At 41.4% G+C, this 13596-nt stretch carries 12 protein-coding genes; 4 read left to right on the top strand and 8 right to left on the bottom strand.

What is annotated here, in order from left to right; translation table 11 throughout:
- Positions 1-2 precede the first annotated feature (2 nt).
- Positions 3-929, bottom strand: a complete 927-nt coding sequence (locus IPZ60_RS07510; protein ID WP_194197210.1) for a WG repeat-containing protein — start codon at positions 927-929, stop codon at positions 3-5.
- Between the two features lie 157 nt (positions 930-1086).
- Here IPZ60_RS07510 and IPZ60_RS07505 point away from each other — a divergent pair, with 157 nt between their 5' ends.
- Entirely contained in the window at positions 1087-2745 is a 1659-nt protein-coding gene (locus IPZ60_RS07505; RefSeq protein WP_194197209.1) for an AarF/ABC1/UbiB kinase family protein, read from the top strand.
- Between the two features lie 121 nt (positions 2746-2866).
- On the opposite strand, the gene ruvB is transcribed toward IPZ60_RS07505, so the two are convergent.
- From ruvB to IPZ60_RS07480, 5 genes are all read right to left on the bottom strand, one after another.
- Positions 2867-3847: a Holliday junction branch migration DNA helicase RuvB gene (gene ruvB, locus IPZ60_RS07500; protein WP_110922844.1), complete on the bottom strand. Its 981-nt coding sequence runs from the start codon at positions 3845-3847 to the stop codon at positions 2867-2869.
- Positions 3848-4022: 175 nt separating this feature from the next.
- The gene (gene ruvA, locus IPZ60_RS07495) at positions 4023-4646 is read right to left on the bottom strand and encodes a Holliday junction branch migration protein RuvA (RefSeq protein WP_194197372.1); all 624 of its coding nucleotides are present in this window, start codon (positions 4644-4646) and stop codon (positions 4023-4025) included.
- Positions 4647-4728: 82 nt separating this feature from the next.
- Entirely contained in the window at positions 4729-5766 is a 1038-nt protein-coding gene (gene fba, locus IPZ60_RS07490; RefSeq protein WP_194197208.1) for a class II fructose-bisphosphate aldolase, read from the bottom strand.
- 457 nt (positions 5767-6223) lie between these two features.
- On the bottom strand, positions 6224-6589 hold the full coding sequence (locus IPZ60_RS07485) for a hypothetical protein (protein ID WP_110922626.1): 366 nt from the start codon (positions 6587-6589) through the stop codon (positions 6224-6226).
- A gap of 256 nt (positions 6590-6845) precedes the next feature.
- Positions 6846-8048 carry a phosphoglycerate kinase gene (locus IPZ60_RS07480; protein ID WP_194197207.1) on the bottom strand — a complete coding sequence of 401 codons (1203 nt, stop codon included), beginning with the start codon at positions 8046-8048 and terminating at the stop codon, positions 6846-6848.
- A gap of 378 nt (positions 8049-8426) precedes the next feature.
- Here IPZ60_RS07480 and IPZ60_RS07475 point away from each other — a divergent pair, with 378 nt between their 5' ends.
- Positions 8427-8756 (top strand): TraR/DksA C4-type zinc finger protein, encoded by a 330-nt coding sequence (locus tag IPZ60_RS07475; RefSeq protein WP_194197206.1) that lies wholly within the window; start codon positions 8427-8429, stop codon positions 8754-8756.
- 28 nt (positions 8757-8784) lie between these two features.
- On the opposite strand, the gene IPZ60_RS07470 is transcribed toward IPZ60_RS07475, so the two are convergent.
- Together IPZ60_RS07470 and IPZ60_RS07465 are read right to left on the bottom strand one after the other, a co-directional pair.
- A complete protein-coding gene (locus IPZ60_RS07470) occupies positions 8785-9453 on the bottom strand; it encodes a thiamine phosphate synthase (RefSeq protein WP_194197205.1) in 669 nt (222 codons plus the stop codon).
- 81 nt (positions 9454-9534) lie between these two features.
- Positions 9535-10596 (bottom strand): serine hydrolase, encoded by a 1062-nt coding sequence (locus IPZ60_RS07465; protein ID WP_194197204.1) that lies wholly within the window; start codon positions 10594-10596, stop codon positions 9535-9537.
- A gap of 412 nt (positions 10597-11008) precedes the next feature.
- Here IPZ60_RS07465 and IPZ60_RS07460 point away from each other — a divergent pair, with 412 nt between their 5' ends.
- Both IPZ60_RS07460 and IPZ60_RS07455 read left to right on the top strand, forming a co-directional pair.
- The gene (locus IPZ60_RS07460) at positions 11009-11644 is read left to right on the top strand and encodes a response regulator (RefSeq protein WP_194197203.1); all 636 of its coding nucleotides are present in this window, start codon (positions 11009-11011) and stop codon (positions 11642-11644) included.
- A gap of 36 nt (positions 11645-11680) precedes the next feature.
- Entirely contained in the window at positions 11681-13399 is a 1719-nt protein-coding gene (locus tag IPZ60_RS07455; RefSeq protein WP_194197202.1) for a PAS domain-containing sensor histidine kinase, read from the top strand.
- Positions 13400-13596: the final 197 nt, after the last annotated feature.

The raw sequence follows: 13596 nt of genomic DNA, 5'->3' as shown, positions 1-13596 counted from the left end.
ATTTACTGTTTATTAATTTTTTCTATGATATTGCCCTTTTTATCAATTATAAATTTTTGTTCATCTACAGTAACCGTAGCTAATCCATTTTTGAAGTCAGTGGCATAATCATATTTAAAAGGTATTATTATGTCGTCCAACTTATTAATATACCCCCATTTATCGTCTATACTTGCTCTTGCTAAGCTCTCTGAAAATTTGAAAGCATATTGATATTTTGGAGAGATTACAACCTCTCCCTTTGTATCAACAAAACCAAATTTACTGTTAGTTAATAAAGCAACGTAACCTTCTTGAAAATTACCAATTTCTTCAAATTTTATGGGTATTACTACTTTGCCTCCTCTATCGATAAATCCCCAATTATCATTTAGCTTGACTGCCCCAAAGCCTTCTGAAAACCTATCTGTTTGGTCGTAAATAAAAGGGACTACTATATTATTCATTGAATCAATATAGCCCATTTTCTTACCCTTTTTCGCTCCAGCTAACCCCTGTGAAAAAGGAGCGATATAATCATACTTAAAGGGAACAACAATCTCTCCCAAATTATTGATTACTCCAACTTTCCCTTTCAAATAAATGGATGCAAACCCTTCTGAAAAAAGAGGGATAAGATCATATTTAAATGGGACAACGACTTCTCCAAAAGTATTTATTACACCAACTTTCCCTTTCAGATAAACGGAGGCTAGGCCTTCTGAAAACCTATGTCCATCATCGTAAATAAGCGGGATCACTACCTCTCCCTTTTCATCTACAAATCCAACTTTTTGGGTTTTATCATCCATAACTATGGCGCGCCCAGAATATAGACAATCTGTAGTGTCAAAGATCTCTTTTTCAGGTGAATCGCACTCAAACGCAAAAGCAGCGTGAGTAATAAAAATCATTGAAAATAGTGGCAACCATAGTTTATTTATTTTCACTTTAGATCCTTGTAGAAATTTTTAATAAAACCAATTTGCCCTAAATGAGTAATGTAAGGCTCAGCCATTCTTAAAATATCTTTACCATGATAGTATTACCTCTAAAATTTATCTAGTCTGATCATATCTTTTAAATTTACTTAGAGTACTTAATCTCATGCTACTATCCCACCATGCCCGATTACGCGAGCTTTGGCGTATCGCTGCCATGTATCGTCTTGACACCCACTTACCTCTTGAAGAGGCACCGCAGCTACAACCTTTAGCGCGCTTGATTCGTACGCATCATGCTGCGTGGGGCAAAAAACATCAACCCAATGCCATCAAGTATGCACTTGAGGACATGGGTACCCTGTTTTTAAAACTGGGACAACTGCTCTCTACGCGTCGTGATTTGGTGCCACCTGAGATTATTGAGCAACTGGTTCAGCTACAAGACAAAGTCAAACCGTTTGATGCTGAGATTGCTATTGCACAAATTCAAGATAATAAAAACGGTCTTGGACAATCTATCCAAACCTTGTTTGCACGCTTTGACATCAAACCACTGGCAGCCGCTTCTATCGCTCAAGTTCATACTGCTGCCCTACATGATGGCCGTGAAGTCGTCGTAAAGGTGGTTCGTCCCGATATCCGTACCACCATTGTTGCTGACTTTGAGCTACTACGTGAATTAGCCAACTGGGCGTCTGCGCGTATCGAAGCGGCACGTGCTGTACATATTATTGATATTGTCGAAGACTATCGGCAAGTCATGCTTAACGAGCTAGATTTAACCCTTGAAGCAGACAATACCACTCAAATGCGCAATAATTTCTTGGGTTCAGCATTGATGTATGTGCCTGAAGTCTATGATGCGGCCAAAAATGTGATGGTAATGGAGCGTATTCAAGGCGTTCCCATCTCGCAGGTTGAGGTTTTTGATCAACTTGGTTATGACCGTGCGACACTGGCCAAAAAAGGCTTGACGATATTTTTTACCCAAGTTTTCCGTGATAACTTCTTTCATGCTGATATGCATCCGGGGAATGTATTCGTAGAGACGCCGCCAGTTCAAACACTACACGCAGGTATGGCAGCGGTCGATTTAGGTCATGAGCCACGTTATATCGGTCTAGATTGTGCCATCATGGGCACTTTATCGAAAGACGATCAACTCATCGTCGCGCGTATGCTGCTGGCAGTTATGAATGACAACTTTACGGCAATGGTTGATGTTGTGAGCCGAGCAGGTTGGATACCGCCAAATACTGACAAACACGCCTTGATGCGCGATATGAAGCGCACCGTTGGGCCAATGCTAAAAAAATCCATTAATGATATCGACTTTGCTGGTGTCTTAATGCAAATTCTAGACATTGCACGCCGTCATCATATGAGCATTCCGCCGCAGCTCATGCTACTGCTTAAGACATTGGTACATGTTGAAGGCCTTGGTCGCGATTTATATCCTGATCTTGATATTTGGTCACTTGCCAAGCCCATTCTAAGCAGTTGGATCAAAGAGCAGCTAGACCCTATGCGTAACTTACAGCAGCTTCGCCAACAGTTACCTGAGATGTTACTGTCTACAACCGATATTCCAAAATTGTTAGATCAAGGCTTACAAAGTCTTGCCTCACAAGGCGCGCGCCAAGACAGTCAACTACGAGAGATACAGCAAATTCGTGCTGACATGCTCAATGACCGTCGCCGTGACTGGCTAGCACTGGCAGGCTTTGCCGTTTCCATTGCCATCGCCATACAAGTCGGTTGGTTTGCCCCTATTTTTTATCTATTGGCTATCTTAGTTGTAATTTGGCGTATATTAGCTTAAAGACCAGCTTTATCTTTTATTTACTTAGTTCAGAAAAAGCCTCGTGACTTTAGACTCAAACAAAGAAATGCGCCTGCTTTTAATGAGAAGCAGGCGCATTTTTTATGCTAAATACTGAATACTATAGCATTTGGTCAATCGCCATTTGAGTTAATACACGACCACGTGCCGTACGCAGCACATAGCCTTGCTGAATTAAGTAGGGCTCAATTACGTCCTCAAGTGTACCCCTATCCTCTGCCATAGCAGCTGCTACCGCTTCGACACCTGCAGGCCCCCCGTCAAAACGCTCATGCAATATTTCGATATAGCGTCTGTCTAAATGATCGAGACCACGTCTATCAACAGCCAGCATATCTAGCGCACTGCCTGCAATCGCACCATTGATACTACCATCACCCCTGACTTCGGCATAATCACGAACACGGCGCAACAGACGATTGGCTATCCGTGGTGTACCACGCGCCCTACGGGCAATCTCTACCGCGCCATCTTCACTCATAGGCACACGCATCAAACGTGCTGCACGACTGACAATCGTCGTTAGGTCGGCGATATTATAGAACTCAAGTCGCTGTACGATACCAAAGCGATCTCGCAGTGGCGACGTCAACAGCCCTGCTCTAGTGGTTGCGGCAACCAAGGTAAATGGTGGCAAATCAAGCTTGATAGAACGGGCAGCAGGCCCTTCACCAATCATAATATCCAGCTGAAAATCTTCCATTGCTGGATATAGTATCTCCTCAATAACTGAACTCAATCGATGAATCTCATCAATAAATAGTACATCACCTTCCTCTAAATTGGTCAGCATGGCTGCCAGATCGCCTGGACGCTCAAGCACTGGCCCTGAGGTCGAGCGCAGATTGCCACCCATTTCACGCGCAATAATATTAGCAAGCGTAGTTTTACCTAGACCAGGCGGACCAAAAATAAGGGTATGGTCTAACGCTTCTTTACGGCCTCGCGCTGCACCAATAAACACTTCCATCTGCTCACGTACGACTGGCTGGCCAATATATTCGGCCAATAATGCTGGTCGAATATTGGAATCAGGAGCATCCCCTGCGCCTTCTAGTGGATTAATCAAACGATCTTGCATCATAGTTTTTATCATTATATTAATAAATTAGGTAATAAATAGCATAACCAAACGCCACCTATAAGTCATGCAAAACATTAAAAGTTATCTGCCAAAACGAAAATAAGCGACAATTAATGTCGCTTATTTATTCGATGTTTACTGATGTAACCATTAGTAGCAATAGTAGCCAAAACTACTTAAACGTTGATAGCTGCTGTAGCGTGGCTTTTAACAATCCTTGCGTATCTACAAAGACATCACCATTACTCTTAGCGGCTCTAATGGCTTGCTGGGCTTCTTTTTCTTTATAGCCCAAGCTAATCAAAGCGCCTTCTACTTCAGCGATGATATTGTCTTCGGCAGAAATCTCAGCAGGCTGAATAGCGAACTCTAAATTGCTATTATCCACTTCAATATTTTTCAGTTTGTCTTTTAGTTCAATCAGCAAACGTTGTGCCGTTTTTTTACCGATACCTGGAATACGAGTCAGGGCTGTCTCTGAATCCTGCTCAACGTGCATTTTGAGCTCAGCTGCTGACATCGCAGATAGCATAGCCAAGGCCATTTTTGCCCCAACACCATTGATTTTAATCAACTGACGAAAGACATCTCGCTCTTTGCGATCGATAAATCCATAGAGCAGCTGCGCATCTTCACGCACATGAAAATGCGTCCAAATACTTGCCTGCTCATTGAGATGTAGCTGACAAAATGAAGGCAATGGCAGCTCAATATCATAACCAACACCAGAGGTAGTCATGATACAAGCGGTTGGTGCCATTAAATATTGCACTTGTCCGGTAATCAATCCGATCATCACTTACTACCTCTTATATAGGTTATTGTATAAACGACATCAGCTGCCGCTTTATTGTCCGCTATTTTTTACCAGACAAATCTTACTGGTAAAAGTTCACCATACCTTCAAGGCTAGTTGGACGAATTTTATGCGCTTGACCTGCAGAACCGAAAGCTTCAAAACGATTGGTGCAGATGTCTGACATTGCGACCATAGATGCTTTGAAGTATTTACGTGGATCAAACTCGCTCGGGTTTTCTGCAAGAAATTTACGAATAGCACCCGTTGATGCCAAACGTAAATCTGTATCGATATTGACCTTACGTACGCCATGCTTAATCGCTTCAACGATTTGCTCAACAGGTACGCCATAAGTCTCACTAATATTACCGCCATTTTCATTGATGACTTTTAGCCACTCTTGCGGTACTGATGACGAACCATGCATCACCAAATGCGTGTTAGGAATACGGGCATGAATCTCTTTTACGCGCTCAATAGACAGAATGTCACCTGTAGGTGGACGTGTGAATTTATAGGCACCATGGCTAGTACCGATAGCAATGGCTAACGCATCGACATTGGTGTCTTTAACGAACTGCTCAGCTTCGTCAGCACTGGTCAATAGTTGCTCATGATCCAATACGCCTTCTGCACCAGAGCCGTCTTCTTCGCCTGCCATACCAGTCTCAAGACTACCCAAGCAACCGATCTCACCTTCTACAGAAACACCGCAAGCATGTGCCATCTTAACGACTTCACGAGTCACGCTAGCATTATAATCATAATCCATCGGTGTCTTACCATCTTCTCCAAGCGAGCCGTCCATCATCACTGATGAAAAGCCAAGCTGGATTGAACGTTGGCAAATCGCAGGTGACATGCCATGGTCTTGATGCATAACGACTGGAATATGTGGCCATTCTTCGATAGCAGCAATAATCAAGTGACGCAAAAATGCTGACCCTGCATAACTACGTGCACCAGCGCTGGCTTGGACGATAACAGGTGAATCACAGGCATCTGCAGCCATCATAATTGCACGCATCTGCTCTAGGTTATTGACGTTGAAGGCAGGAACACCATAGCTATGTTCAGCGGCATGATCTAGAAGTTGACGTAAAGATATTAAGGCCATAAAACGCTCTCTGATTGAGTTTTGGATAGTATTTTAAAAATAGCTCTTGAAATGACGGCTTTTAAAGCCATTAGCAAAAAACTTTGCTTGATAACAGTAATAGCACTGTCAATCAGCATAATAGTGAATCATTTCAGGACAATGAATACGCGATGATTATAACAAAAATTGCTCTGTCTTCGTAGTCGTTGCCTGACTATTTGTTTATATGTTTAGTCTATGCTTTATTTTAGCGCATTCTGCAAATGATCGGCTAATAGGTTAGTTCATATAAAGTTTCAAATTAAAAATAAGAAATGCAAAAAGCCTTGGCTATCACCAAGGCTTTTCTAATATATCATGAGGCTTATAATACAAAAATCTATGTTCGTTACTAATCTATTGATTTATTCTATCAATCAATAGCAGGTCAATAAATCAGTAATGAAGTGACTTATTACTTAGCTTACTACTTAACTTAATACTGTTGCTCAGCGTCAACAGCGATATCGTCCGCACCTTCAGCAACAGCAGTAGCGCCTTCAGATACCGCAGAAGCAGTACCTTCAACGACAGTGCTAGTACCTTCAGCGATAGCATCACCAGTGTTTTGCAATGCATCTGTAGCAGCTGCACCAGCAGTTTCTGCGCCTTCGGTAACTTCAGTACCAGCGTCTTGAGCAGCCGCTTCAGCGTCAGCAGCAGTCGCTTCAGTTTCAGCAGAAATGTCATCAGCAGCAGACTCAGTAGTCGCTTCAGCGTTTTCTTCTGTCTGTTGGCTACATGCAGTAACTGCAAAAGTACCAGCAAGTACGCTAGCAAGTAACAAATGACGTTTTAACATAATAAACCTCTCGTAAATAAGACATGTCAAAATACATGGTGGCACTATTTTATAGAGTGCAAATGAGACATGCAATAATAATTTTAAGTATATAGATAAATAATAATGACTTAATAATCAACGGCTATTGCTTATAACTGGTCTGAAGACAGACTAAAAAAGCGATAACCATCACATTATTTCGATAGCCTACATGAGATGCTTAACATTAGTTGTACGTCTAATGTTACCAAACGTCTAGGTAGCATCGACTTAATTAAGCATCAATTTGCAGCGCTGCAACCGCTGGAAGCACTTTACCTTCTACGAATTCCAAGAATGCACCACCGCCCGTTGACATATAGCTGACACCATCAGCAATTTGATATTTATCGATTGCTGCCAACGTATCGCCGCCACCAGCAATTGAAAAACCTTGGCTATCTTTAACAGCATTTGCCACTATATGTGTACCTTGGCCGAAAGCATCTACTTCAAATACACCCACTGGGCCGTTCCATAGAATAGTCTTCGCATTGATAATCGCATCGGCAAGCTGTTTTGCGCTCTCTGGTGCGATGTCCAATATCATGTCATTGTCACCAATCGAGTCAACAGACTTAATCGTTGCGGCTGCCTTTTGCAGTGAGCCAGTAAAGTCAGCAAAGTCGATGTCGTTTTTATCAGCAACGACGACATACTCAGGCAGTAAAATTTCAGTTTTACTCATGATGTCACGAGCTGTATCTACTAAATCTGCTTCATACAATGACGCACCAACACTATGACCTTGAGCCGCTAAGAAAGTATTAGCAATACCACCACCAACAATAATCTGTGTGCATACTTCTGCCAAGCTGTGCAAAACTTCTAATTTTGTCGATACTTTCGATCCACCAACAATAGCTAACATCGGCTGAGCTGGGGTCTCAAGTGCTAGACTCAGTGCATCAAGTTCAGCAGCTAACAAAGGGCCTGCACAGACTGTTTTTCCCATTTGATGCATGGCTTGAGTAACGCCTTCTGTTGATGCTTGCGCACGATGTGCCGTACCAAAAGCATCCATCACAAATACATCGCATAAATCTGCGTATTTTTTGGCTAAAGAGGCATCATTTTTCTTTTCACCTTCATTGAAACGCACGTTTTCTAGTAGTACGACTTCACCAGCTTTGATAGAAGCGCCTTGCGTCAAATAATCACGGTTCAGGCTCACTGGTGCTGCTAGTTTTTCGCTTAAATAGTCAGCAACAGGTTCTAATGAATATATTGCTTCAGGACTGCCTTCAGTCGGACGGCCTAGATGTGAGCAAACAATAACAGCAGCCCCTTTTTCTAGTGCCATCTTTATAGTAGGTAGGCTTGCTTGCAGACGAGCAGCACTCGTAACTTTACCATTTTTGATAGGTACGTTTAGATCTTCTCGGACTAACACGACTTTATCCGTTAAGTTCAGCTCACTCATACGCAAAAAATTCATTACCTGCTCCTATACATCAATCTGTTGGTTAATTTACGGTTGCTATTGCTATGACATGTGTTATTACATATTTTTTATAAAAGAGGGTCGACCAACTGTTATCTATGTTGATCTTTATTTTCCTAAACTGAACGCTACCTTTGTGATAATTCTTTATGTTTATTATTCGATTATCAACATATCTATTTAGACAAAAATTAACGGCGGTGTATTCTACCAGTTTTCTGTCGATAGCTCATGTGGAACCTACCAAAAACTCAACGCTTATTCTTTGAACCTTATTAAAGAGCCAGTAACATTTTGTGGTGGTACTCAACCGTCAACGTCTCTACGATATAATTGTAGATAATAAAAACAACCCATCCTTAGGAGAATATAATGAGCATCAACTTAGAGACTGCCAAGCAAAACCTGTTAGCACTAAAAAACGAGTATGAGACTCGAATCGATAAAATTGAAGACCATATTCAAAACCCACAAGATGCTCTAAACGAGCACTGGGAAGATCAAGCCATCTCATATCGTCAAAATGACATGCGCAAGAACCTCATGGGCGAAGCACACCAAAGCTTAATTTATGTCGACAATGCCTTAAGCCGTATCGAAAACGGCACATATGGCGAGTGTGAGGTATGCGGCAAGCAAATCGAAGTACAACGCTTAGAAGCCCTACCCTACGCCACACTATGTATGGAACATGCTGAATAACATTTGGCTTATATTTTCAATAAATAGACTATAAAGCAGGTTTTTCCCACTCAGAAAATGCCTGCTGCCACTGTTGGCAACGTTTAGCGATTTGCGCTACTGGTAAATCCATGATATCGCCTACTACTGCGACATATTTAATAGGCAACCCCGCTAGAGTCGAGACATTTTCAGCCGTCAGACCACCTATCACGCACATGTCTATGCCTTGCTGACAACCGGCAACAAGCTGCTCATGTGAAACGATATCGGCATTTGGTTTGGTTGTAGAAGTAAAGACTGCGCCCATTGCAGCATAACTTGCACCATCGCTTTTTGCTTCTTCGACTAACGCTGACTCACAGTGACAAGTGCGACCAATAATCTGGTTCGGTGCTAAATACTTTTGTGTATCACGAACACTGCCATCTTTTTGACCCAGATGCACACCGACACCAAGCTTCGCTGCCAAGTTAATATCATCATTTATGACAACTGGAACGTTGTACGTATTTGCCAAATCAACTATTTGTAGCGCCTCGTCGTACAGTTGCGACTCGCCATTAGGTAACGCGAGTATCTTCTTGCGCCTGATTTGTAGTAGCGCAATTAAGCCAGTTGCTAATGCTGCTTCTAACTTCTGATATAGAATTGAAAACTCATCATCGTTTGTCAATAAGTATAGCTTTGGCATTAAAAAATTTGATGACTTAATCATACAATGTGTCCTTAATATCCACACAATAAAAAAGCTGTTATATCACATAACAGCTTTTTTATAAGTACCAAACCAATAAGCTTAAACTGTGCGACGTGTCGCTAAACTGTTAAGAATATTTTTGGCATCACCCCAACGCGTGGCTGAGCTGTTCGCCCCTAAGATTACGATAATCGCTGGACGGTTATTCACGCGCGTTTCCATCACGACGCAACGACCCGCTTCATTGATAAACCCTGTTTTTGAGATACCAATTGGATAACTGCCGTCTCGAACCAAGCTACTTGTGTTGTTGGCTTTATAAGTGCGGTTGCCACTTGAGTAGTTTGAGACAAAGAAGTCATAGCTCTTCGTGGTAGAGAAACGACGAATCACATCGTAATTACCAGCAGCACGTACCATTTTCACAAGATCTTTTGGCGAAGCAACGTTGCGCTTATCGAGACCCGTTGGGTCACCGAAGAAAGCGGTCGTCATTCCTAAGTCTTGAGCCTTACGGTTCATCGCACGCATAAAGGCATTATAACCACCTGGATAGTTACGGGCTAAACTTTTTGCAGCCGGATTTTCTGATTTCATCAATGCCATTAATAAAATTTCAGCACGATTCATACGATCGCCAGATTTTAGGTTCGAGCTTGCACGCTTAGGACCGACGAAGTCTTCTGGATCAAGAGTAATCTCTTCGCGCATATCGAGACCAGCATCCAGTACCACCATAGCGGTCATTACTTTAGTAATACTGGCCATCGGGCGCGCAACATCGGCATCCTTTTCATAAATAGACTCACCAGTCTCAGCGTCAATGACAGCGACACTGCGAGAATCAGTACTAATAGGGATCATATCACTACTACCGAATGCACCGCGGTAGGTGGTATTGTAACTATTGTTACTACTACCAAAACTGTTAGAAGTTGTTGTACCAGAACCATTATCAATTTTTTTGATAGTAGAGCTGTTAGACTTGTACATGATGTTACGTGCTTCAGATAGACTGTCCGCACCGCCCCAACTCATACGAGCACTAGATCCAGTATCAGTGCTACCATTAATCGTAAGTGCGGCTTGTGCAGCACTGCCCAAACTCAATGAAATCATAGCAGCGATTAATTGCTGTTTGGTTAATGGTAGTTGCTTCATTATGCCCCCTGCTGTCGTTATCACGTCAGTTATACCCTGCCTGACGTCACAAACGTACGTAGCCTTTATGGATGTGTTTGTAAGTACTCATATAGAGTTTTTGTATTTTTAGTGTATCATGGTTTGCATTTAAGTTTAATCTATCAAACTGATTTAGTAGTTTATTTTGACCTAATTCAAATTTCGCTACAACCACTTTATACTATAGAAACATTGCTTCACATTTTAGAAACATAGGTTGACTGTTAATCAAGCGACCATTCATATTTTGTTATATTGCGTAGTAATAACGACATAATACGTTAGCAGTATATTGTGTTCCAAGATTAGAAAATAGCTCAAATGACTTGAAACTACTTGTCATTCAGCATCAGTTAAACATTCATTCTGACAAAAAATAAAGAGTATCGTTATGATTAAAGTATTGGTAGTAGATGATCATGATTTGGTAAGAATGGGTATTAGCCGCATGCTATCAGACAGTATCGACATCGAAGTTGTCGGCGAAGCTGACAGTGGTGATATGGCTATTAGGTTGGCTAAACAGCTGCGTCCTGATGTGGTCTTGCTTGATGTCAACATGCCCAATATCGGTGGACTAGAAGCAACCAAACGCTTAATTCAGCTTGATATAGGTGTTAAAATATTAGCCGTCAGTAGCATGTCCGCACAGCCTTATCCTTCGATGCTTATCAAAGCAGGTGTCAATGGTTATATTACTAAAGGCACACCCCTTGATGAGATGATAAGAGCTGTTAAGAAGGTTTATCAAGGCGGACGCTATTTTAGCCAAGATGTTGCCGAACAATTGGCCGATGTGCTGTTATCAGATAATGCTAACTCACCATTTGATCTATTAAGTGACCGTGAAAAGCAGGTAGCAATGATGGTGGTTAACTGTCAAAGCCCTCAACAGATAGCCGATCAGCTATTCGTCAGTGTGAAAACCATTAACACTTATCGCTATCGTATTTACGAAAAAGTCGGTGTTGATAGTGATGTCAAATTGACTCATTTGGCCATTCGTCACGGTCTTATTCAACCATAAATCGTTTAGCCACCTTTTCTTTACTATGGTCAATTTATGAAGTCTGCTATTACTGATTATTTACATCAAGATGAGACCCTTCCGCTAATACAGTTACGCAGATTAGGGCTAATCTATAGCAGTTACCGCTTCATCGTTGGCCTATTTTCTATGTTGATGGTGTATATAACTGCTCAGACTGGCAATATCGCCTCTCTACCAAGCTTTTTGCAACAAACTGTCCTAAGTTTTTATATTTTACTGAGTTTAATCTTGCTTGGGCTATTTTATGTAGTGCATAAAAAGATGCGACGTCAGCTGGCCTTTGGCTTGGTCTTAGACGTTACTATATTGAGCTTATTGCTTTATTCAGCTGGTGCACCTGATTTACAGCTGACCATGCTATATATGGTAGTAGTAGCAGCTAGCTTTATGCTGTTACACAGCTCACAAGCCTTAGTCATTACGCTACTTGCTATTATTTTTGTCATTTATCAGCAATTTTTTTATGCCATTGCTAATAGTATGAATTTGGCCAATTTAGGTAACGCTTTACTCATGTCAGCCAGCTTTTTGGCAGTTGGTGGATTGAGTTGGTCGATCTCCTATCGCTTAGTACAGCTCGAAAAAGTAGCCGCGAGTCATGCCAAAGAAGTAGCACGATTGAATGTCATCAATCAAGAAGTCATCACGCAGATGGCTAATGGTGTCATCGTCATCGACAAACAGCATGTCGTCTTAGCCAATCTTGCCGCTCACCAATTACTCAGCCTCCCCTACAATTCATCGGTACCATTGCCAAGCGCATCTGACGAGTTAGATAGTACACGACATGAGAGCTACACTGAACTATTAACCAACTTTGAGCAACAGCTTAGCAAACAACATACGCAACTCTTGCATGCCTGTTTGTCAGTCTCAGCAGGACAATCTTGTACTTTTACTTACGACCTACCTTCAGTAGCAAATGCCTCTATATTCGGCAAACTACGCGTATATATCATTCCATTAAAGGATGGTAGCAAACTAATAATGCTAGAAGATTTACGCCGTGAGCAAGCCAGCGCTCAACAGTTAAAGCTAGCATCTCTAGGACAGTTAACCGCCAGTATTGCCCACGAAATAAGAAATCCTTTAGCGACTATTTCTCAGGCCAGTCAGCTGTTAATGGAAGATGTAATAGAAATTGAGGAAAGAAATACCACAGATGAGAATATAGTGGTTGGTAACTCAAATGTCGACCTGTCTGGTAATTATGAGCTTTACAAAATGATATTTGCGCAAACAAAACGCGTCAATCGTATTATAGAGGATGTCCTAAAACTGTCGCGCCAGCAAGCAGCAAGTCAGCAGTCAATCATACTGGCTGAGTGGATGCCAACATTTTTAGAAAACTACTTCAAAGGACATGACGTTTTTTTACGAGTAAAAACGCAACCTACCATATCATTTGATACTCATCAGTTAGAGCAAGTTTTGATCAATTTAATCAATAATGGCCTACGCTATAGTAGCTATGCACACCCTCATGCTTATGTAGAAATCGAGATTTATTGTGCCGACAACGATGTTATAATCGATGTTTTAGACGATGGTGCTGGTGTGAGCGCCGAAAGTTTAGAGCATTTATTTAATCCGTTCTTTACTACAGATCAAGCGGGAACAGGCTTGGGATTATATTTATCGCAAGCATTTTGTGAGGCCAATCAGACTCGTTTACTTTATATACCTGAGCATAAGAAAACATGCTTTCGTTTGATAGCACCTTCTGTCTAGGCTAATACGTATGGCACAATAAATAAAAATGAAGTGAATAAAAATATTTTGTAAGTAACAGTCTTATTCTTTGGCAGAATTTTTACCATTGAGTTATGTTGATTTTAAGGTTTACTATTTATTTTTTTAATTCTATATAGTCAGTTTAAGATAATTCAAATACAAAAAAGGCGAGAGAAAGTACTACAAACAGTAGA

It is taken from the genome of Psychrobacter sp. NG25, from assembly GCF_015234355.1.
Classification (GTDB): Bacteria; Pseudomonadota; Gammaproteobacteria; order Pseudomonadales; family Moraxellaceae; genus Psychrobacter.
This window is presented reverse-complemented; position numbering and strand designations above follow the sequence as displayed.